This is a genomic window from Flavobacterium sp. N1719, from assembly GCF_025947045.1.
Classification (GTDB): domain Bacteria; phylum Bacteroidota; class Bacteroidia; order Flavobacteriales; family Flavobacteriaceae; genus Flavobacterium; species Flavobacterium stagni.
The window spans coordinates 851,329-874,095 of sequence record NZ_CP109993.1; the positions used below are offsets into that span (position 1 = coordinate 851,329).

The following is a 22,767-nucleotide window of genomic DNA, read 5'->3' on the forward strand; positions in this document are numbered from 1 at the left end:
CACTTAAACCTAACAAGAGGTTTTAGCCGACGGATGTAGCAAAGCGAAATAAACTTATTTCACCACCACACCCCGTTGCCACAAAATAGGCACTTCCTCCGTAGCTCTCTCATTAATGGTGTTTTTTCTGAAGATGTATTTCTTATCATACAAGGTATTTCCAATGAAATAGGTCACCATAAATTCGTTGTTCAACGCCAATACACTTTGCTCAATCATCTCAATTTTTACAGCCGAAATCGCAGGCACGTTCACATAAGCATGACGTAATAAAGACGTTTTTTTCATTTCTCCATCTAAGGTGCCAAACGCCTTAGAAACTACCATCACACTTTCCAAATCATGATCCGAATCGTTGATTAAAAAAACATACCATACCTTATCCATAAATTCATCGCTCCATTCTTGCACTGCGGCCAAGAATACATTTTCAACTTTGGGAATGGTAATATCTGCTTTCATACAAGTTTAGAATTTAGAGTTTAGAATTTAGAGTTTAATCCCGAAATTTCGGGAAGCATTAAGAATTTACTATTGTGGGTATATTGTTAACCAATAAAAAACCGCATTTCTTTCGAGTTGCGGTTTCTAGTTTATATGTTGGTTTTGAATTGCTCCAAAAAGCGTACATCGTTTTCATAAAACATGCGAATGTCACCAATTTGGTACAACAACATCGCAATGCGCTCTATCCCCATTCCAAAAGCAAAGCCGTTGTATTCATCCGGATTGATACCGCAGTTTTTCAAAACATTGGGATCCACCATACCACAACCCATAATTTCCAACCATCCGGTTCCTTTGGTAATGCGGTAATCGGTCTCTGTTTTCAATCCCCAATAAATATCTACTTCCGCACTCGGCTCTGTAAACGGGAAATAGGACGGGCGTAAACGAATCTTCGATTTGCCAAACATCTCCTTCGTGAAATACAACAACGTCTGTTTCAAATCCGCAAACGACACATCTTTGTCAATGTACAATCCTTCTACTTGATGAAAAATACAATGTGAACGCGAGGAAACCGCTTCGTTACGGAAAACACGACCAGGAGAAATCGTACGAATTGGCGGTTTATTGCCTTCCATGTACCGCACCTGCACCGAAGAAGTATGCGTACGCAACAATACATCGGGATTCGTTTGGATAAAAAATGTATCCTGCATATCGCGCGCGGGATGGTATTCGGGTAAATTCAACGCGGTAAAATTGTGCCAGTCGTCTTCAATTTCCGGACCCTCTGAAACATTAAATCCAATGGTCGAAAAAATATCGATAATCTGGTTTTTCACCAAAGAAATAGGGTGGCGCGAACCAATCGGAAAAGGTTCGCCCGGACGCGTTAAGTCGCCAAATAACCCTTTGGTTTCTTCCTTAGATTCAAGCTCTTCCTGGATGGATCTCACTTTCTCTTCGGCCACCGTTTTCAACGTATTGATCACCTGACCAAAATCTTTTTTCTGGTCGTTAGGAATATTTTTGAATTCGTTAAAAAGCTCTTTCAATAAGCCTTTACTTCCTAAATATTTGATGCGAAATGCTTCTAACGCCTCTTTATTCTTGTCGTTAAAGGCCTTCGCTTCTTCAATATGTTGTTTTATCTTATCGATCATCGTCATGCAATTGAGGTGCAAAAATAGGGCTTTTCGATTAAAAATGGGACAGTTCTGCGCAGATTTCGTCTGAATTTTTTGGAGCGTCAACCTTTATTTTTCAATCGCAATCCCGCCGGTTTTCCGCTATAGTCCCTCATGCTTCGGGAGCTGCCGCTGCAACCCGGGCTATCATGTTCGTTCGTCTTTCTTTTGAAGTCAGTCGTCAGTGAACAGTATTCAGTCATTAGTGAACAGACTAATGTCTAACGTCTAATGTCTAATGTCCAACGTCTTACCATTACTCAATCAAACCGCTTTCTAAAAAGTAATGCACCACTGCTTCCTTCATCAAAACCGTTTGTTCACCGGCTTTCAAGGGAGGTAAAGCATCTTTGGCTTTAAAATGTGGCCATCCATCGCGATCTACATAGTCAAATTCATAGTAGCCGTAGGGTACAAGTAAACGACAAATTGCAATATGCATTAAGTTCACCTTGTCGTCCTTTTGAAACGTTTGGTTCACTTTTCCGTATTCTTGGATTCCAATTAAATAAATAATGGCATCCAAATCCAACGGATCACCATCCGCAAATCGGTCGGATAGTAAGGTAACTACAGCATCCCATCGGGATTTTAATTGTTCGTCTCTAGACAAAATTTTGATTTTTTTAAAACTGACGCAAAACTACGTCTTAATTCCCAATTACGGATTGACTTCCCGTACGCCATTTGTTTGAAGCCAACCGAGGCTGTCGTCGGTGAGTCGAACTTTCAACCATTCCCCCGATTTTTCCAAAACATACACTTTGGCCCCTTCCCGTAATTGTAATGAAGAAGTGGAACGCGACGTGGGTTCGGTATGCAAATCCAATTTATCCGAAAAAACAATCGCTGGATGTTGGTTATGGATGTAATTTCGTTGATAAAAACCGGCAAAAAGACTGATGCACCACACCAAGAATGCCGCTACCATAACTGAGAAATAGGTTCTTTTTTTCGAACTTATTTTTGTGAGGTAATACCCAGCAAAACAGCCTACAATGACAAAACCCAAAAGAATGGAAAGTAACGCCCAACGATCATAATGCATGATGCTGGTACTTTGTACGACCATTTTTTCAAATCCTACTTTTGGAAAATGCGGAATCGTATCCAAAGAAAGTTTTCGCGCAAAAACCAAGTTGTTTTCAATCGCCTCATCCGAGGGATCCATCAAATGGGCTTTTTCAAAATGAAAAATGGCAGGCCCAACTTTGCGCAATTTGTAATAACAATTCCCCAAATTGTAGTGCAGTTCCGCTGATTCTTCGCCCGATTGAAGCACGCTTTCATACAATTGTGCCGCGCCTTTAAAATCATTTTTTTGGTACAAACCATTCGCAACATCAAATTTACTTTGCGCTGCTACCATTCCAAAACAACAAAAAACAAGAAATACAATTACTTTTTTCATACCATTTGTTTTTCAAGTTCGGTTAATAAACGCACTGCCGTATCAAAATCGGTTTGAATTGCTGCCGCTGAAGAAGGCGCATAGCGCGCAAACTCACAATTTTCAATGAGTTTGATAAATTCAGCCACCGTTATTGCATCCGCGTCTTTTTCCTTCATCAAATTACGGATGGTTTCCTTACTCATCTCTGAAGTTTCTAAGCGTAATTTGGCCTTCAAGAAATTATGCATCGCTTTTTCCAACGCCACATAAAACGGTTCTTTTTGGTTGAGATTGCGCTGCGCTTCTGATAAATATTGTTTAACAAGTGCATTCGAACGCTTGATTTTATTGCCTTCCACATCGGCTTCTTGTTCTGATTTGCGTTTGCGGTACATCAACAAAATAGGAATACCTAAAAACGGTAAAATAAGCAAGATGAAATAGAGGGTTGAGCCCAAGAAATCGGTCGCATTTCGTGTCACCCAATGGGATGCTGTTTTGATGGGTTCAAAAACGGCTTGTTCGGTTTTGGTTTTTCCATTTTTACCATGGGCAAGTCCACCTGCAGGTAAACCAGGACCGTCTTTAACTTCAATGGTAATTGCAGGAACTGATTTTGTTTTAAACGACTGTGATTGTGGATCGAAATAACTAAATGCCTGTGCCGGAATTACAAAAGTACCTTTGTTCTGGGGCACTAATGTATACCGATCTGCAATGTAACCCGTCATTCCTGAAATTGGAGTGACTACTTTTTCTATATGCTCCGGATCATATACTTCCCAGTCATTTGACAATTCCAATTTTGGTAGCTGAAATAATTTTAAATTACCATCACCACTTACCCGCAAAGTTAAATCCAACGATTCACCAAATTTTAAAGTTTTTTTCGAAGGAATTGCTTCAAAATTAAAATTACCAACGGCTCCTGTAAAATTTGTGGGTTTGCCCGATTCCGGTAAGGTTTTTACTTGAATGGCTTTCCCCGATGAAGTGAGTCGCTGACTGATATCTCTCGTTATCAATTGGTTAAAAATGGTCATTCGTCCTGTTGGAATGCTGCAATCCACCTCTAAAATATAAGGGTCAATGACCAATTTGCCAGCTTTTTGAGGGTAAACTACCGCTTTCTTTAAAACAACGGATAGACAACGGTGTCCTCTAAAAACCGTTTGTTCCGGAACAAAATTCGCCGTTTCAATTTCTTGACTCCAAAAATCATTATAATGGGGTTTTTGAATGTCACGAACATCATTGATGTCGGTGTTGTAATTGAAATACAACTTTTGAACAACGGTTATGGGTTCGTTGACATATGGATTGGTTTTGGAAACTTCAGTCACCAAATACATGTTGGAATTCGATGCCACTGGCATATTCGCAGGATCTTTTGAAGGATCAACGGCATTGGTTACCGTAATTTTAAGTGCATTGGTGCGATAAATTCGGTTATTAAATTCAATAGATGCAGACTTGATGGTCAAGACACCCTTTTTTTCAGGAACAACCCAATAGGTGTAGGTTTTATTAAATGTCCCACGACCATTCACCCACAATTCTCGTATCGATTGAATAGGACCCGAAAATATACTAAAACCGCTTTCTTCGAAGTCAGGGGGTACAAAATTATCCCCGTCCGCATTGATGGTAAAATCAACGCGAAGTTTTTCATGTAAAGGCAATGTAGTTTTACTAGCCTCCGCCTCCATTTTTATTTGGGCGGTTGCTTTCAGCATGAATAAGGTCAAGCAAACGAATACCAGTTGTCTCATACGTTTCATTCCCATTACCAATCTTTTTCCGGTCGTTCCGGACTCGCTTGGGCATCTTTATCTTTTCGTTTTAACTGTACTTTTTTCTCTTCGTTATTTACCGCATCCAATAAATTGTCAATTCGCTGTTTGTTTTGTCCGCTAGGACGCGGCTGTGGATCGGGTTGTTTTTGAGGTCCACCCGAATTTTTCGGATTGTTTTCCGGTTTTTTTCTTTGATCTTCTTGATCGCCTTTGTTGTCGTCTGGACGCTGATTTTTCTCTTTCTCTTTACTCTTTTCGTCCTTCTTTTTTCCGCCGTCATGCGGGGGCGGATTTTCTTTGTTTTTCTTTTTGGCTAATGCATAATTATAACGTGTTTCTTCATCATTCGGATTGTTACGCAATGCATTTTTATAAGCTTGTTCTGCCAAATCGTATTTTTTTTCCAACATTAACGCATTGCCTAAATTGTGATAGGCTTTGTGTCTTTCTGGTTTAGATTGTGCTGTTTCTGCGGCCTTTAAAAATTTAAACTTAGCTTCTCCTGCTTGATTCTGTTTGTAAATGGCCGTACCCAAATTGTATTCTGCCGTACTTTCTTGCTTTTTATTGGATGCCGAAGCTACACGATAATTGGATTCAGCTGCTGCATATTTTTTGGCTTCAAATTGGGCATTACCATCAGGCAAAGCAGACTTATTTTCCTGAGCAAATACCCCAGCAAAACAGCCTATCCAAACCGTAAAAATACGTTTAACGCTTTTCATCTTTTTCATTGAATAAATTCATTTTTCCAATCCATTGGGTTTTGCGCTCCCAAAACAATACCTCCAAAAATAAAAGGATTAATCCAATACCCAAAAACCATTGAAATTGGGATTGATAATCGGCCATTAAAGCGGAACCCAGTTCCGTCTTGTCGGTATTGTTAATTGTATTTTTCACATAATCCACTACGTTTCTTGTCACGTTTCCATCAATGTAACCCCCATTACCTTTTTGAGCGACTTCCTCCAACACTTTACTGTTGCGTTTGGTAATCACAACTTGACCATTTTTGTCTTTAAGATAAGTAGCATTTCCGTTTTCAACAATCTTTATCGGACCTCCATTTTCTGTGCCTACACCGACTGTCAATATACGCATTTTAACTTCATTTGCTAATTCTGCGGCAGCGACTGCATTATTGGAATGATCTTCACCATCCGATAAAATAATCAAGAGTTTGTTGCTTTTGTCTTTGGCAGAAAAATACCGATTGGCCGCTAATTGAATGGCTTGGTCGATGGATGTACCTTGTGTAGAAATCATTTCAGGGCTCATGCTTTGTAAAAACATTTTTGCCACGGCATAATCCGATGTCATGGGCAACACAGGAAACGCATTTCCCGAGTAGGCAATAATCCCAATGCGGTCTCCTCCCAATTGATTGATGAGTTGGGAGACGATTTGTTTGCTTTTCTCCAAACGATTCGGAGCAACATCGGCGGCCAGCATACTTTTGGAAACGTCAATGGCAAACACAATATCGATACCGCGACTTTTGACTTTCTCTACTTTGGTCCCAATCTTTGGGTTGACGAGTCCGATAATGAGAAATACAATTCCCAATAATCCCAAAAAGAATTTAATGTTGGACTTAAAACGGGAACGTTCCGGACTTAAGTAATCCAGTAATGGTGCACTAGCAAATTCGCGTTCTTTTTTTCTTCTCCATATACGCGCAGCCCACCACATGCCTAAAAGTATAGGCAATAGCAGCAAACCGTAAAAATAAATTTTAGATTCTAATTCGTACATGGTTACACAATTGAACGGTAAATAGTTTGACGTAAACTCAATTCGATGACAATGAGTAATAACGCTAAAAGCACAAATGGACGGTATTTTTCATCGTAATCGTAGTATTTCAATTCTTCGATTTCCGTCGTTTCCATTTGGTTGATTTCATTATAAATCTCTTCTAATCGACTGTTGCTGGTGGCACGAAAATACTTTCCATGGGTTTTTTTGGCAATCGATTTCATCAATCCTTCGTCAATTTTGACGGGTAAATTTTGGTAGGCCAAACTACCATCTGCATTGACACCCACGGGAAATAAAGCCATGCCATTTGAACCCAAACCAATGGTATATACTTTGATGCCGTATTCATTGGCTAAATCTGCTGCCGTTTCGGGTTCGATAAATCCGGCATTATTTACACCATCGGTCAATAAAATGATTACTCTACTCTTGGCTTTGCTCTCTTTGAGTCGGTTTACGGCTGTTGCCAATCCCATTCCTATCGCTGTTCCGTCTTCTACCGTTGGATCGTAATTGAGTTCGCTGATGACTTGCTTAACCAACGCTTTATCGGTGGTCACCGGAATTTTAGTGTAGGCTTCCCCCGCATAAACTACAATCCCAATACGGTCATTGGGGCGGTCATCTACAAATTGCGAAGCCACTGTTTTTAAGGCTTCCATTCGGTTCGGATTCAAATCTTTGGCGAGCATACTACTCGATAAATCGACCGCCATCACAATATCAATTCCGCGCGTGGTTTTGGTTTGATTACTAATGTCAACTGTTCGCGGACGCGCAAGTGCAATGATAATTAAGGCTAAAGCGATCAGTCGAAGCACCACCAAATAAGGCTTGAACCGCGTTATCCATGTTGTTGTTGCTGCCAAACCTTGGGTCGAACTCATATTCACAGTAGCGGTTTGTTGCTTGCGGTTTTTGTACAGCCAAAAAGCAAGCAAAGGTAAAACTGCTAGCAGCAGTAAAAACTGGGGATGTAAAAAAGAGTGCTTATCCATTCAAATTAAAGATTTGGAGTTTAATCGAATCGATAATTCGCGCCATTATTTTTTTACCATAAGGGTCACCTTCTTCATAGCTCACCGCCACTTGTTGTAATCCGCCATTCTGGTTGAACAAATATATTTCATAATACATGCGATGGGTTGCGCCATTGGCTTTATCTTCAACCGTCATCGTTCCGTATGCTTTCGTTCCTTTTATTCCATTCTCCAATTGAAAATCCCCATCGGATTTGTATAAAATATTCCGTGCGCCTTGCGCCTCCCAGGTTTTTACAATTCCTTCCAATACTTTGTCATAATCAATACCTTGAACATTTTTGTCGTAATAGGCGTCCAAATTGGTTTTGTAATAATTGGTAGAAACCGACACATACAACGGGTCATGGAGTGTTCCACTGGTAAACATCCGCATGTCTTTCACCACGGCATAGGTATTTTTAGGGAGTTGGTCTTTGTCCACACGTGTCAACACTTTTGGGGTTTCCAACTCTACATTGGGGTCGCCGTAAGCACTTTTTATCCATTGTCCTTCATACATTTCACGGGTGGGATTACCCAAAACATAATCTTTCACGTTTTCATAGCCATAAATCACAAAAACGGAACCGATAGCAACGGCCAATACCCAAAAAGCAATTAAACTGGAATATAAAATGCGGCGTTCTCTTTTTTTCTTTTCTAATTTTTGACGGGCCAACTCGCGTTGTTGTTCGTTCCAAGCCTCTAATTCATTGACCACTTCCGATTCTTCGGGAAGCGCTTCATGAATGGTAAGTATAGTTTTCTCGATGCGTTTTTTATCCGCTTCAATTTCTGATAAAATAGGGCGCTCTTTGGCAAATTTTACCAAGTCGGCTTGACGCAACACTTGTTCTAAGTTCTGTAGTGTATCAGAGGATAATTTCAAATGTTTGCTCTGTGTTACTTCACGCAAAGTAGCTATTAATTCAGAAGTGGTACGCTCCATAGCCGGCACTTCAATTTCTTCTTCGATGTAGGTGCGAACAATATCGGTGAGTTTGGAGTAAAACTGTTTGATTTCTCCTTTTTCTACCCAATTCTGGGTATCCAATTCTTGGAGTAACAAAGTCGCTTTTTCAATTGGTTGTAGCGGTGTTGTCTCTTCTTGGTTGAAACTCGGAATTCTTTTTTTGTATTTGATAAAAATGAAGAGGGCAATGCCTATTAGAATTACCAATACGAACCAAAGCCAAGGGAAAGAATAGACAGGCGGCACTGTGGTTATCCCTTTGATTTCGTACATTTTTTGTTTTAAGGTGTCGACTTTAACATCGGCGACTTCCAACTCTAACGGATCGGTGTAGACTTGGGTTTTGTTAATGGAAACCGGTAATTTAGGTACCGTATATCGTCCGCTATCAAATTGGGTAAGCCCGTATTTTTTAATCAATTCCCAGCGGTCATTTTTTTTAACCGTATCGACGGGATAGGATTCCAATACTTCTAATGCGCCAAACGTTTTTCCACCAGGGAATACAACTTTATCTTTTGGGCCAACTTCAGTTTTTAGTGTTAATTTGAATTCAGCGCCAATTTTTTTCTTTAGCGAATCTACGGTTGCAGTCACTTTTTGTGCCTGTACGAATAAGCCGCAACACAAGAAAAACAAACTGATGTAACCTTTCCACTTCATATTATGCACGTGCTTTAAAATAGCCCAAAAGACGGGTTACATAACTTTCATCCACACGGGTTTGAACGGTTCCCGCGCCGCATTTCGAAAAAACTTCTTTAAAAAATTGAACGCGTTCAGCATAATTGCGCTCGTAAATTTGACGCACTTTAGACGATCGGGTGTCTACCACAAGCTGTTCTCCATTTTCAGCATCCGTCATTTCCAAAATCCCCACATTGGGAAGTCGTTCTTCCCGCGTATCGTACACCCGAAAACCCGTAACATCGTGTTTTTTGCTCGCGATTTTCAAGGTTTTTTCATAGTCATCGGCACAAATAAAATCGGAGATGACAAAAACGATTGCTTTTTTCTTTTGGGTAGCCGAGAGAAATTGCAAGGCCTGACCGATATGCGTTTTTTTACTTTTGGGTTGGAACTCAATCAACTCTCGAATAATGCGCAATACATGCGATTTTCCTTTTTTGGGTGGAATGTATAATTCGATTTGATCGGTAAATAAAATCAACCCAATTTTATCATTGTTTTGTGTCGCTGAAAACGCTAATGTGGCAGCAATTTCAGTAACTATTTCTTTTTTCAATTGTTTTTGGGTACCAAAATTTTCAGAGCCGGAAACATCCACCATCAACATCATGGTCAACTCCCGTTCTTCTTCAAAAACTTTAACATAGGGTTCGTTGTAACGCGCCGTAACATTCCAATCGATGGCACGAACATCGTCCCCAAATTGGTATTGGCGCACTTCTGAAAACGTCATCCCACGGCCTTTAAACGACGTGTGGTATTCCCCCGAGAAGATATGATCACTCAATCTTCGGGTTTTGATTTCGATTTTCCGAACTTTTTTTAAAATTTCTTTGGTATCCATGGATTTGGAGTCGTAAGTCAATGAAGTTGTAAGTCAATAGTCACCATCGTATATAGGTACGAAACTGCTTTCTGATTACTTTACAATGATTTATGGCACTTCGATTTCGTTCACAATTTTGTTGATGATATCAACCGAAGTAATATTTTCTGCCTCAGCTTCATAGGTTACTCCAATACGGTGGCGCAATACATCATGTACCACGGCGCGAACATCTTCGGGAATAACATACCCGCGGCGTTTGATGAAGGCATAACATTTGGCTGCTGTGGCTAAATTGATACTTCCACGAGGAGAGGCGCCAAATCCAATTAACGGCTTCAAGCTTTCCAGACGGTATTTTTCTGGATAACGTGTAGCAAAAATGATATCAAGGATGTATTTTTCAATTTTTTCATCCATATACACTTCGCGAACTACTTCTTGTGCACGTAATATTTGCTCGATGGAAACTACAGGACGCACTTCTTCATAACTGCCTTTTAGGTTTTGACGAATGACCAAACGCTCTTCATCCATTTTGGGATAATCGATCACCGTTTTCAACATAAAACGGTCAACTTGTGCTTCAGGTAACGGATACGTTCCTTCTTGTTCAATAGGGTTTTGTGTTGCCAATACCAAGAAAGGTTTGTCCAATTTAAAAGTCGTTTCCCCAATGGTCACTTGCTTTTCTTGCATGGCTTCCAAAAGAGCCGATTGCACTTTTGCAGGCGCTCGGTTAATCTCATCGGCCAATACGAAGTTGGCAAAAATAGGCCCTTTCTTGATGGTAAACTCGTTTTGTTTGATGTTGTAAATCATCGTACCCACCACGTCGGCTGGAAGTAAATCAGGGGTAAACTGTATACGGCTAAACGAACCGTGAACGGCTTTGGACAGGGTGTTGATGGCTAATGTTTTGGCCAAACCGGGCACTCCTTCTAAAAGAATATGTCCTTGTCCTAGTAAGCCAATCATCAGGCGTTCCACCATATGTTTCTGGCCCACAATGACTTTATTCATCTCCATGGATAGCAAATCAATGAAGGCACTTTCGCGCTCGATTTTTTCATTAATTGCTCTAATATCTAAAGCCGCAGCATTTTCTTCCATAAATCCTATTTTTTTGCGAATATAAAATTTAAATTTTAACAATTCAAAGTTGAAAATTTAATCTCCAGCGCGGTGTTAATAGAGCGTTAAATGTTGCCCAAATAATCGGTCTTTAAGGAGGATTTATGATTTCGTTTTAGTAATTTTAGACTTTTAAGTGACTATGAAAAATACTATTCTTTCTCCTGTTGTGGCAGGAACCATGAATTGGGGAGCTTGGGATAAAAAACTCAATACCTCAGAAATGGCGCATTTGATTCGCATTTGCGTCGAACATAAAATTACCTCTTTTGATCATGCCGATATTTACGGCGGTTATACGACTGAAACCGAATTTGGACACGGTTTTCGCGCCAGCGGGATTGCAAGAGACAGCATTCAGTTGATTTCCAAGTGCGGGATTCAACATACTGAAGGGCGACCCAATACCCTAAAACACTACGATTATTCCAAAGAGTACATTATTTGGAGCGTTGAAAATTCGCTTAAAAATTTACAAACGGACTATTTGGATGTGCTTCTTTTGCACCGTCCGAGTCCATTGATGCAAGCTGACGAAATTGCCGCTGCGGTGGAGCAACTCAAAGCGCAAGGGAAAATTCGCGATTTTGGATTGTCAAATTTTACCAATTCCCAAACGGATTTGATTCGCCAACGCACCGAAGTGCATTACAATCAAATTCAATTTTCGGCTACCCATTTTCAACCCATGTTAGATGGCAGTTTGGATTATATGCAAGTGCACAATATTACGCCCATGTCCTGGAATCCTTTGGGAACGGTTTTTCGGGAAGACATTGAACAAACCCGTCGTTTGAAAAAACTTCTGGTCCAATTGGTTGAAAAATACGAAGTAGGTTCGGATACTCTATTACTCGCTTGGGTGTTGAAGCATCCTGCGGGTGTTATCCCAGTGGCGGGAACTGTGAATATTGCGCGCATCCAACAATTGATGAAGGCGGTTGAATTGCCGTTGACCGATTTGGATTGGTTTGCTATCTGGACGGAAAGTATGGGGAACAAGGTGCCGTAGTCAGTGGGTAGTAATCAGTGTACAGTAATCAGTGTACAGTAAACAGTGTTCAGTATTCAGTAGTTTGGTTTAATGATTAACAAACGTCTTTTGATTCGGAATTTACTTGCTCACAACGATGAGAGTAGTTTCTATGACAAAAAACGACAGTTAAATCTGCATACGAAAGAAGGGAAAGCGAAGTTCTTGAAGCATATTTGTGCCTTATCCAATTCCAATCCTTCCAACAATTCCTATATCGTAGTTGGGGTAGAGGATGAGTCCAATGAAATTATCGGTGATGATTTTTTTGACGACAGTCGTATTCAAAATCTAGTCAATGCCTTTTTGGAAAACCCGCCTAAAATTCAGTATGAAAACGTTCCTTTTCCCAATTTGCCGAAAGATCGTGTGGTGGGTTTGGTGACCATCCGACCCAAATCCAAGCCCTCCTATTTTAAAAAAGGAATTCATACCATTCCAGCGCAGACTAGTTTTATTCGAATTGGGAGTAATTCAACGCCCACCGAAGATAAAATTCCCTATTCCAAACAGAATATTGAGACGGTATTAAGTATTGAAAATAATGCCCGAAACAGTATTGCGCATACGTTGGATAGCGTCATTGATTTTGTCAATAACCGGCACAAAGACATGCCGTCCCAGTATAAAGTCTTTCGTGAATTGTTTGTCATTTGTTGGTCGGGAAATCCCAAAAAAATCAGAGACAAACAATTTCTTTCGCGGGTTGATATTGAATTGGTGAATGAGCAAATCAAATTGTTTTATTCGGCCCAAGATGTAGTTACCGTAACCTATGACGAGAGTTCGTTTACCATCACTGAATACGTGCCTTTAGGCTTAAACGACAAGACGAGTTATTATCCGTTGGAACAACAAAAACTTACCTTTTTTGACAATGGATATTACAAAATTGAAACCCAAATGCTGTTTGAGCCTCCGCAATACAACCGCAAAATGTTGTTTCATATTTACAATGCAGGCTTATCTTTGTTGGCAAAAATGCAGAAGGGACTCGTACTTTCCGATCGAGAAAATCGGGATTTGGAAAATTTACCCTATACCCTGATGCTCTGTTTTTTAAACGGATTTGAAGAAGCCAAACAGAAATTAATCGATTCCAAACCTTTATTCAAGCAAACCCAACGTTCAGAAGTGTATACCAACTTCAAAGAAGCGATGCGGGTGTTGCGGAAAGTGAAATACAATAAAGAAACATGAGTAGAATTTTAGTTGTTGGCGATATACACGGCGGCCTTCGAGCGGTACATCAAGTATTGGAACGCGCTAGTGTACAACCCCATGACACCTTAATTTTTTTGGGCGATTATGTCGACGGTTGGAGTCAGTCCCCCGAAGTATTGGATTTTTTAATCGAACTCCAACACCACCAACATTGTATTTTTATTCGTGGTAATCACGATGAACTATTGTTGGATTGGTTGGAATCCCGTCGCGAAAACATCGACGAAACCCAATGGTACAAACACGGTGGTGAAGCAACAGTTCTTGCCTATGAAAAAGTTTCTGAGGCACAGAAATTACGTCATATTGAATTTTTGAAGAATCTTAAAAATTATCATTTGGATGACAAAAACCGCTTGTTTATTCATGCAGGATTTACCAACATGAATGGGATTGATTACGAGTATTATCCCCGTCTTTTTTACTGGGATCGAACCCTTTGGGAAACGGCTTTGGCTTTGCCGGAGGATTTATCTCAAGAAAGCGTTTATTATCCCAAAAGATTCACCCTTTATCACGAAATTTATATTGGACATACACCGGTAACGCGCATTGGCCAAACTGTTCCCGTACACAAAGCAGGTATTTGGAATGTGGACACAGGTGCTGCATTTAAAGGGCCGTTAACGATTTTGGATGTGGATACTAAAGAATTTTGGCAGAGCGAACCTTTGTCCCATTTATATCCCACAGAAAAAGGGAGAAATTAATAGGATTTTCGCCTCAATGTATTCGAATTAGTATCTTTGTCCTCAAATAATATTTTATGAAACGTATTTTTATTTTAGTGGCTTTAATTGCAGGCATGATTGGTCAAGCACAAGCATTTAAAGGAAAAGGAGATGTAAAAGGGCAAGTGGGCGCAACATTCCAAGACGGAGGAAATGGTATTGCTGTGATTGCTGATTTCGGAATTGGAGAAAATATTTCTATCGGTTTGGGAACCAATTATATCTTAAATGCGGATCGGTATTTGAATTTCAAACCCCGCTTTGAAGACCGTGCCGACGTGCGTTTGCGTTTCAATGCCAATATTGGAAATGTTTTCAATTTAGATAAAAAATGGGATATCTACCCAGGTTTAAGTTTAGGGTTGCGCAATTTTGGTGGACACTTGGGCTCACGCTATTTCTTTACCAATGGATTTGGACTGTTTACAGAATTTAGCGCACCATTATCGCGGTATGATTCCAATGTGATTGGGTATGAGCACTACAACAATCAATTTATGTTTACAATTGGAGCATCTTTCAATTTGTAATAAAACCAAACCAGCAGTATGACACCTATTGAAAAAAAATTACACGACCGTAGTGGATCCGTGTGTGAAATCAGTGGTGTTACCGAAGACTTAGTGGTCTATACGGTGGCTCCACAAACCACAGAAAGCTTGGAAAACAGCCTTCTTATTTCTAAAAAATTAAAAAATCAAATCGAGAATCCGGAAACCACAGATCCCAACGATTGGCGGGGTTTAAGTGATAGTATGTGGAACGAACATCTTCCGGTACAAATCGTGTCCTGGCGTATGTTGGCCCGTTTGAAAAATCACGATTTATTGGAAATGATGTACCTTGATGAAGACGCTTTGGAATGGGCAAAAGCCACCGGTGAAGGCGAAGATGAGGAAGGAAAAATCATCCATAAAGACTCCAACGGAAATATCCTAAATGATGGTGATTCCGTGGTATTAATCAAAGATTTGGATGTAAAAGGCGCTAATTTCACGGCCAAACGTGGCGCACCAGTACACAACATTAAATTGGTTTGGGACAACGCCGAACAAATTGAAGGAAGGGTAGAAGGGCAATACATTGTGATTCTTACGCAATATGTGAAGAAAACGAAATAATATTATTAGTTACAACAAAAAAAGCGCTCTATTAATTAGGGCGCTTTTCTTTTCTCTTGCTTCTTTCTTCTTTCCTCTATAAGAAATTATAAATCAAACTTAATTCCTTGGGCCAATGGCAAACTCGTAGAATAGTTGATGGTATTCGTTTGACGACGCATATACACTTTCCATGCATCTGATCCTGATTCGCGGCCTCCTCCGGTTTCTTTTTCACCACCAAAAGCACCACCAATCTCAGCACCGGACGTTCCGATATTTACATTGGCAATACCACAATCGGAACCAGCTGCCGATAAGAAGGCTTCAGCTTCACGTAAATTATTGGTCATAATCGCCGAAGATAAACCTTGGGCAACTCCGTTTTGAATTTCGATGGCTTCAGTTACGTCGCCACTGTATTTCAATAAATATAATACGGGAGCAAAGGTTTCGTGTTGCACAATGGCAAAGTCGTTTTTCGCCTCAGCAATAGCGGGCTTCACATAACAACCACTTTCATAGCCAGCGCCTGTAAGTACGCCACCTTCCACTAAAATTTTACCGCCTTCAGCCACCACTTGTGCCAAGGCTTTGTTGTATAATTCTACCGCATGTGTATCGATAAGCGGACCTACGTGATTGTTTTGATCCAAAGGATTTCCAATGCGCAATTGTCCATAAGCGGCTACAATAGCATCTTTTACTTTATCATAGATGCTTTCGTGAATAATTAAACGACGGGTTGAGGTACAACGTTGTCCTGCTGTTCCCACAGCTCCGAAAACCGCACCGATTACTGTCATTTTAATATCAGCATCTGGTGTAACAATAATCGCATTGTTTCCACCTAGTTCCAATAAGGAACGACCTAAACGTGCCGCTACTTCTTGGGCTACAATTTTACCCATGCGGGTCGAACCCGTAGCGGATACCAAAGGAACACGAGTGTCGCGGTTTAATAATTGGCCAATTTTATAATCACCATTAATTAAACAAGAAATTCCTTCAGGTAAATTGTTTTCACGCAATACTTCCGCAATGATGTTTTGACAAGCTATCCCACACAAAGGTGTTTTTTCAGAGGGTTTCCATACACAAACGTCACCACAAATCCATGCTAAAGCGGTATTCCACGACCAAACTGCCACAGGGAAGTTGAAAGCAGAAATAATTCCGACAACGCCTAGTGGATGGTACTGCTCATACATGCGGTGCGATGGACGCTCAGAGTGCATCGTTAATCCGTGTAATTGACGCGATAAACCTACAGCAAAGTCACAGATGTCGATCATTTCTTGAACTTCACCCAAACCTTCTTGGTAGGATTTTCCCATTTCATAGGAAACTAATTTCCCAAGCGGTTCTTTATATTGACGCAATTTTTCTCCAAATTGACGTACGATTTCCCCACGTTTTGGAGCGGGCATTAAACGAAACGTTTTGAAGGCTTCGGTAGCAGATTGCATTACTTTTTCATAATCGGCTTCGGTGGAAGCTTTTACTTTGGCAATCAACTGACCGTCAACGGGCGAATAACTTTCGATTAATTCTCCGCCAGAAAACCATTGGCCTCCTGTAGAAGTTCCTTCGTTTACGGCTTTAATTCCTAAGATTTCCAAGGCTTCGGTCATACCGAATTGTTGTGCAATTGTTGACATAAATTCTGGTTTGTTTGTTGGGCTCAAATATATTTTATTTTCTAAAGTTATTCTATGACATTCGACGAATTTCTTATTAGAAGAAATTTTTCTTTTTAAAGAGGTATACTCCCATGGTCGATATTAGACCCGAAAGTAAAATTAAAAGTACTAAACCATAAGGGTTTTGTTCTAAACTATTCGGAACATTCATGCCATAAAAGCTTGCAATTACTGTGGGAATCATTAAAATAATAGATATTGACGTAAGGCGTTTCATAATTACATTAAGGTTGTTGGATATCACCGAAGCATAGGCATCCATCATTCCCGCCAAAATATTACTGTAGATATTGGCCATCTCTTCAGCTTGTCGCAATTCAATATCAACATCTTCTAATAGCTCTGGATCAAAAAACGCTTGTTGTTCTTTGATATTTTTGATTCGACGAAAGACATTATCATTGCCTTTAATGGAGGTAATAAAATACACCAAACATTTTTCTAATTGCAACAAGGTTTGTAAATCTTCATTGCGAATGGATTGTTCCAAGTTGTTTTCGGCCAATTTGATACTTTGATTAATTTGTTTCAAATATTTTAAAAACCAAACACTTGATGACAGCAACAATTTGAGTACTAAATCAAAATGATTGGCAATCGTCAATTGTTTACGTTGGGTGTAGGCAATAAAATCGGTGAGTAATTCATTTTCTTCAAAACAAATCGAAACAAAGGTCGTTGCGTTGAAAATAAATCCCAGCGGTGCCGTTGAAAACGGGAGTTTAGGATCGGAACTTTTATAGGGTATTCGAATTAAAATAAGATACCACCCTTGTTCGTATTCGATACGAGGTCGCTCGTCAATATCTTCAATATCGTTATAAAATGCTTCGGGGATTTGCAGTTCGTCCAACAAATATTTTTTGTCAAGCGCAGTGGGACAAACGGTGTTAATCCAGTAAGGAGATTCTTGTGCAGCAGTTGGCACTAAACCCTTTTGGTTTTGGTAAAACGTAATCATAAAAAATCGTGTTTCGGATTACGTTTTACAGCGAAAACGTTAATCCGGGTTAATACTCAGTCGGTAACTCGAATACTCGTCCATAATTTGGAATTTGCTGCAAAGGTACGCCATAAAGGTTTGTTTATGACTTAATTATTTCTTAATAAATCCGGGCTTGGTTTCCATCACGGTACCGCACTGACTACAGGTGCGTAAAGCCTCGGATTCATAGTAATGATTGAAGTGAGGAAGAAAGTCAGTTTCGATATTGTGCAATTCAAAATACACTTCATGCAGTTTGTGGTTGCATTGGTTACAAAACCAAAGGAGTCCGTCGCGGTATCCTTGGTTTTCGCGTTTACGTTCGATTACCAAACCCACCGAACCTTCTGTTCGCGAAGGGGAATGGGGTACTTTGGCTGGAAGTAAGAACAGATCACCAGGCCCCAAAGGCATGGCTTTTTTTTCTCCGTCTTCTTGAATATATACGGTAATGTTTCCTTCTAATTGATAAAACAACTCTTCCGTTTCATTATAATGAAAATCATTGCGTGCATTGGGTCCGCCGACAATCATGACAATATAATCTCCGGAATCCACATATAGATTTTTATTGGCGACTGGTGGTTGAAGCAAATGTTTGTTATCTTCAATCCATTGCTTTAGGTTAAAAGGTTTTGCCGTTGCCATACTGCTGTGTTTTTTAGAAGCCGAAAGGTACAAAATAAAAAAGTCAGCCGTAGCTGACCTTTATTATTTATTTTACTTCTTTCACGAGATAAATATAGACCGGAAAGTGATCGCTAAATCCGGGTTCAGATTGCGAATTTCGTAAGGGATAACCCTTATACTGACCTGTGGTTTGGATGAGGAACGGTTTGTTGTAAATTCCCGCTTTCCAAAATTTAAAGGTTGATCGGTCATCACCAATGAAACATTTTGAAATCATGATTTGGTCAAAAATATCACCCGCATCACGGTGAAACAAAGTAGCGTTACCATCTTTATACATTTGTTCAAATGGATTGAAGATGTCGCCGTTGTTTTTTAGTTCTTCTTTTTTCAATTTGGCCCCAATCATCATTTTTACACTTTTATTGTAGGAGCCATCATTCAAGTCACCCATAGTGATGATCTTTGCATTCGGATTTATTTTGATTAATGAATCCATGATTTTGCGGTTCAAAGCACCTGCAGCCTCACGGAAAGGTGCACTTTTTTTCTCACCACCCGAACGCGAAGGCCAGTGGTTTACGATGATATTAACTTCTTCACCATCCAAAAATCCAGTGACTAATAATTGGTCACGGGTGTATACACGGTCTGAAGAGTTATCGGTCTCTACTTTATCATCGGTTTCTTCTTTTTCTTTATCCTTATCTCCTTTACCCTCCATGCTTCGGTAGATATAAAGCGGGATGTTTACATAGCTCGTTGGTTTGAAATGCTTTTTTTGGTACAAAAGCGCCACATCAATTCCGCGTTTGTCCGGCGAATCAAAGTGAACAATTCCATAATCTTTATTCGCGATTTTGGGTTGTTTTACCAAGTCTTCCAGAACTCCGCGATTTTCGATTTCACAAGCGCCTAAAAGTACTGGCGAATTGGCTTGTTTGTCACCAGTACCCAACTCAGCAATAACGCGAGATAAATTATCTAGTTTTTTCTGATACTTCTTTTTTGTCCAGTTCATTGCGCCGCTTGGCAACCATTCCTCATCGTTGTTGGCTTGGTTGATGGTGTCAAACAAGTTTTCAAAATTGTAGAAAGCAACCGTATGCACAATATATTTTTTGTCTTGCGATTGCGCACTGTTTATTGCGAAAAACACAACAAAAGCGGCGATAAAATTTTTAATCTTCATCAGAAAGCGTATTAAGTAAACGTAAAGTTTCGTACAAACTTCGCGCCAAAAGTAAATAATATTATGAAAAGATGTACATTTGTAGGCTGTTAAGTTTTTATTAACACTTGACAGGAAATCAGTTCAACAATTTAATTTTTTTATGAGAAAACTAGTTCTTAGTCTTTTGTTTGTAATGCAAGCGGTTGTGGGGTTTGCCCAAAACGGAATTACAGGTAAAGTGGTGGATGCTAAATCACAACGCCCTTTAGTTGAGGTAGTTGTTTCGGTTCAGAATACGGCACTGACTGAAGTTACAAACAAAGAGGGTGTATTCACCTTTAAATCGGTTCCAGTAGGAGCACAAATCGTTCTTTTGAAAACATCGGGTTACAAAGATCAATTGATTTCAGTTGAAGTAACTAATGGAAAAGTAGTGGATCTTGGACGTATCGTAATGGAAGAAGACATTACAGCCGAGCAACAATTGAGCTTAGTAACCATCACCGATAATGACTTGAGTGATGATAACGGAGGTTCAGAAAGTACTGCAGGTTTATTGCAAGCGTCTCGTGATGCTTTTCAACAAACGGCTGCGTTTAACTGGGGACAAGCTCGTTTTAGAATTAGAGGTTTAGACAATGAAAATGCCAATACCATGATTAATGGTGTGGTAATGAATAAAATATACGACGGTCGCCCACAATGGAGTAACTGGGGTGGTTTAAATGATGCGACTCGTAACCAAGAGTTTACAATGGGTACTGCGCCATCGGATTATACTTTTGGTGGTATCTTAGGTACACAAGAAATCAATACTCGCGCGTCTTTATACCGTCCAGGTTCTCGAATTTCTTTTTCAGGAACCAATACCAATTATAGCTGGAGAGCTATGGGGACTCATGCTTCTGGAATGAATAAAAACGGTTGGGCTTATGTAATTTCCGCATCTCGTCGTTGGGCGAAAGAAGGCTATTTTGAAGGAACTGATTACGGTGCAAATTCCGTTTTTGTTTCTGTTGAAAAACGCATCAATGATAACCATTCATTGAATTTTACAAGTATCTACGCAGAAAACACGCGTGGAAAATCCTCTCCAAATACACAAGAGGTAATCAACTTAATGGGTCACCAATACAACTCGTATTGGGGATGGCAAGATGGAAGAAAACGTAACTCACGTGATAAAGATATCTTAGAGCCCATTTTAATGTTGAGTCACTACTGGAAATTCAACAGTAAAACTAAATTAAACACAAATGTTACTTACCAATACGGTTCAATCGGTAATACCCGTTTGGATTACCAAGGGGCAAACAATCCTGATCCTACATATTATAGAAATTTACCCAGTTATTACTTGAACGATCCAGCCAATTATGTTACTGTAGGTACTACTGTAACGAATCCTTTAGCTGATGCGGCGAAAACCTATTTCTTAAACAATAGCCAAATCAATTGGAATGCGATGTACTATGCCAACATGAATTCTTCTTCTGAGGCAGGACGTAGTTTGTATGCTTTGTATGAAGACCGTACGGATGACAAACAATTCACGGCTAATTCAATTTTATTTTCGGATTTGTCAGATAATATTCGTTTGAATGGTGGTGTAACGTATCGCAAATTATCATCTCACAATTTCCAAAACATGTTGGATTTATTAGGCGGTCAATTCTTTAGAGATGTGGATCCTTTCTATGTAGGTGATGCTCAACAAGCCGATTTGAATAATCCAAACCGTATTGTAAAAGAAGGTGATAAATACGGATACAATTATAAATTGAATGCCGACGTTATCGAAGCGTTTACACAATTCAAATTTTCATACAAAAAAGTAGATTTCTATTTGGCTCAAAGTTTCTCTAAACATGAGTACCAAAGAAATGGTTTGTATAGAAATGGTATTTATGCCAACAATTCATACGGTAAGAGCGTGAAGAAATCGTTTGAAAATTTCGGTTTCAAAGGTGGTTTAACGTACAAAATAACGGGCCGTCAGTTTATCGATATCAACGGAGCTTATTTAACAAAAGCGCCCAACTTACGCAACACGTTCTCTAATGCACGTATCAATAACAACATTACGCCTGATTTACAAAGTGAGCGTATTGCAAGTGCCGATGTTTCTTATATCATCCGTACACCTAAATTGAAAACACGTTTGACAGCTTTCGCTTCAAAAATTCAAAATTCTACCAACATCTCATTCTATTACGGTGAATTCACCGGTGATGATGCAGATGGTAATGAAGATGCTTTCATCTCTGAAATCTTAACTGGAGTAGACCGTCGTAATATCGGTTTAGAGTTGGGCGCAGAATACCAAATTACTTCAACCATCAAAGCTACAGCTGCGGCTTCTTACGGTCAGTATTTGTATGCAAACAACCCACACTTACGTGTAAATGACGATGCTCAAGCATCTGCAACAAATCCATATCCATTAGTAGATTACGGTACGGCTTTCTTGAAAAACTACCGTCAAGCGGGTATGCCTCAATCAGCAGCATCGTTGGAAATTGAATACCGCGATCCACATTTTTGGTGGGTGAGTGCTGACGTGAACTACTTAGCCGATTCGTATATTTCTGTTTCTAATATCATCCGTACACAAAACTTTGTGACCAATCCTTCCACAGGATTGAGCTATGATGGTGCTACTTCTGAATCAGTTGCTAAAGCGTTAAAACAACAAAAGTTAAGCGATATTACCCTTGTGAATATTTCGGGTGGTAAATCTTGGAGAGTGGATAAAACAACTATCGGTTTCTTTGCTTCAATCAACAATGCCTTTAATTATATCTATAAAACAGGCGGATTTGAACAATCGAGAAAAGCAAACTTTGCCGACTATCAAACCGATAACGCTTATGGATCACCTGCTTTTGGTCCGAAGTACTTCTACGGATTTGGTAGAAACTATTTCTTGAATCTTTACGTAAACTTCTAATA

The 22,767-nt window shown here is 39.7% G+C and carries 21 protein-coding genes; 6 read left to right on the forward strand and 15 right to left on the reverse strand.

All coding sequences use genetic code 11. From position 1 onward, the window contains the following. Positions 1-54: 54 nt before the first annotated feature. From OLM45_RS03425 to OLM45_RS03475, 11 genes are all read right to left on the reverse strand, one after another. The gene (locus tag OLM45_RS03425; RefSeq protein WP_264511997.1) at positions 55-462 is read right to left on the reverse strand and encodes a hypothetical protein; all 408 of its coding nucleotides are present in this window, start codon (positions 460-462) and stop codon (positions 55-57) included. A gap of 131 nt (positions 463-593) precedes the next feature. Then, entirely contained in the window at positions 594-1,613 is a 1,020-nt protein-coding gene (gene pheS, locus OLM45_RS03430; protein ID WP_129460261.1) for a phenylalanine--tRNA ligase subunit alpha, read from the reverse strand. Positions 1,614-1,893: 280 nt separating this feature from the next. Next, complete coding sequence (locus OLM45_RS03435) at positions 1,894-2,250, reverse strand: hypothetical protein (protein ID WP_129460260.1); 357 nt, start codon at positions 2,248-2,250, stop codon at positions 1,894-1,896. A gap of 48 nt (positions 2,251-2,298) precedes the next feature. Further along, complete coding sequence (locus OLM45_RS03440; protein ID WP_264511999.1) at positions 2,299-3,048, reverse strand: tetratricopeptide repeat protein; 750 nt, start codon at positions 3,046-3,048, stop codon at positions 2,299-2,301. After that, entirely contained in the window at positions 3,045-4,802 is a 1,758-nt protein-coding gene (locus OLM45_RS03445; protein ID WP_264512001.1) for a BatD family protein, read from the reverse strand. Before OLM45_RS03445 ends, OLM45_RS03440 begins: the two co-directional genes overlap by 4 nt. Positions 4,803-4,816: 14 nt before the next feature. Next, positions 4,817-5,560, reverse strand: coding sequence for a tetratricopeptide repeat protein (locus OLM45_RS03450; RefSeq protein ID WP_129460257.1), 744 nt, complete (start codon positions 5,558-5,560; stop codon positions 4,817-4,819). Then, positions 5,538-6,584, reverse strand: a complete 1,047-nt coding sequence (locus OLM45_RS03455; RefSeq protein WP_264512003.1) for a vWA domain-containing protein — start codon at positions 6,582-6,584, stop codon at positions 5,538-5,540. The genes OLM45_RS03450 and OLM45_RS03455 overlap by 23 nt, the downstream gene beginning before the upstream one ends. Before the next feature lie 2 nt (positions 6,585-6,586). Continuing rightward, on the reverse strand, positions 6,587-7,588 hold the full coding sequence (locus tag OLM45_RS03460; RefSeq protein WP_264512005.1) for a vWA domain-containing protein: 1,002 nt from the start codon (positions 7,586-7,588) through the stop codon (positions 6,587-6,589). Beyond that, positions 7,581-9,248 (reverse strand): hypothetical protein, encoded by a 1,668-nt coding sequence (locus OLM45_RS03465; RefSeq protein ID WP_264512007.1) that lies wholly within the window; start codon positions 9,246-9,248, stop codon positions 7,581-7,583. Before OLM45_RS03465 ends, OLM45_RS03460 begins: the two co-directional genes overlap by 8 nt. A 1-nt stretch (position 9,249) precedes the next feature. Further along, on the reverse strand, positions 9,250-10,119 hold the full coding sequence (locus OLM45_RS03470) for a DUF58 domain-containing protein (protein WP_264512009.1): 870 nt from the start codon (positions 10,117-10,119) through the stop codon (positions 9,250-9,252). A 90-nt stretch (positions 10,120-10,209) separates the two neighbouring features. Continuing rightward, entirely contained in the window at positions 10,210-11,214 is a 1,005-nt protein-coding gene (locus OLM45_RS03475; RefSeq protein WP_129460252.1) for an AAA family ATPase, read from the reverse strand. A 163-nt stretch (positions 11,215-11,377) separates the two neighbouring features. Here OLM45_RS03475 and OLM45_RS03480 point away from each other — a divergent pair, with 163 nt between their 5' ends. The 5 genes from OLM45_RS03480 (at position 11,378) to OLM45_RS03500 (ending at position 15,344) form a co-directional block, all read left to right on the forward strand. After that, positions 11,378-12,247, forward strand: coding sequence for an aldo/keto reductase (locus OLM45_RS03480; protein WP_264512011.1), 870 nt, complete (start codon positions 11,378-11,380; stop codon positions 12,245-12,247). Between the two features lie 72 nt (positions 12,248-12,319). Next, positions 12,320-13,468: an ATP-binding protein gene (locus OLM45_RS03485; RefSeq protein WP_264512013.1), complete on the forward strand. Its 1,149-nt coding sequence runs from the start codon at positions 12,320-12,322 to the stop codon at positions 13,466-13,468. Then, entirely contained in the window at positions 13,465-14,202 is a 738-nt protein-coding gene (locus OLM45_RS03490; RefSeq protein ID WP_264512015.1) for a metallophosphoesterase, read from the forward strand. The genes OLM45_RS03485 and OLM45_RS03490 overlap by 4 nt, the downstream gene beginning before the upstream one ends. A 56-nt stretch (positions 14,203-14,258) precedes the next feature. Continuing rightward, on the forward strand, positions 14,259-14,753 hold the full coding sequence (locus tag OLM45_RS03495) for a DUF6646 family protein (RefSeq protein ID WP_264512017.1): 495 nt from the start codon (positions 14,259-14,261) through the stop codon (positions 14,751-14,753). A gap of 18 nt (positions 14,754-14,771) precedes the next feature. Further along, positions 14,772-15,344, forward strand: a complete 573-nt coding sequence (locus OLM45_RS03500) for a PhnA domain-containing protein (RefSeq protein ID WP_264512019.1) — start codon at positions 14,772-14,774, stop codon at positions 15,342-15,344. An 86-nt stretch (positions 15,345-15,430) separates the two neighbouring features. On the opposite strand, the gene OLM45_RS03505 is transcribed toward OLM45_RS03500, so the two are convergent. The 4 genes from OLM45_RS03505 to OLM45_RS03520 form a co-directional block, all read right to left on the reverse strand. Further along, positions 15,431-16,984, reverse strand: coding sequence for an aldehyde dehydrogenase family protein (locus OLM45_RS03505; RefSeq protein ID WP_129460245.1), 1,554 nt, complete (start codon positions 16,982-16,984; stop codon positions 15,431-15,433). 76 nt (positions 16,985-17,060) lie between these two features. Continuing rightward, positions 17,061-17,987, reverse strand: a complete 927-nt coding sequence (locus OLM45_RS03510; RefSeq protein WP_264512021.1) for a magnesium transporter CorA family protein — start codon at positions 17,985-17,987, stop codon at positions 17,061-17,063. Between the two features lie 135 nt (positions 17,988-18,122). Next, positions 18,123-18,659, reverse strand: coding sequence for a 3-hydroxyanthranilate 3,4-dioxygenase (locus OLM45_RS03515; RefSeq protein WP_264512023.1), 537 nt, complete (start codon positions 18,657-18,659; stop codon positions 18,123-18,125). Positions 18,660-18,726: 67 nt separating this feature from the next. Continuing rightward, positions 18,727-19,833: an endonuclease/exonuclease/phosphatase family protein gene (locus tag OLM45_RS03520; protein WP_264512025.1), complete on the reverse strand. Its 1,107-nt coding sequence runs from the start codon at positions 19,831-19,833 to the stop codon at positions 18,727-18,729. A gap of 142 nt (positions 19,834-19,975) precedes the next feature. Here OLM45_RS03520 and OLM45_RS03525 point away from each other — a divergent pair, with 142 nt between their 5' ends. Then, a complete protein-coding gene (locus OLM45_RS03525; protein WP_264512027.1) occupies positions 19,976-22,765 on the forward strand; it encodes a TonB-dependent receptor in 2,790 nt (929 codons plus the stop codon). The last annotated feature ends 2 nt before the right edge of the window (positions 22,766-22,767 follow it).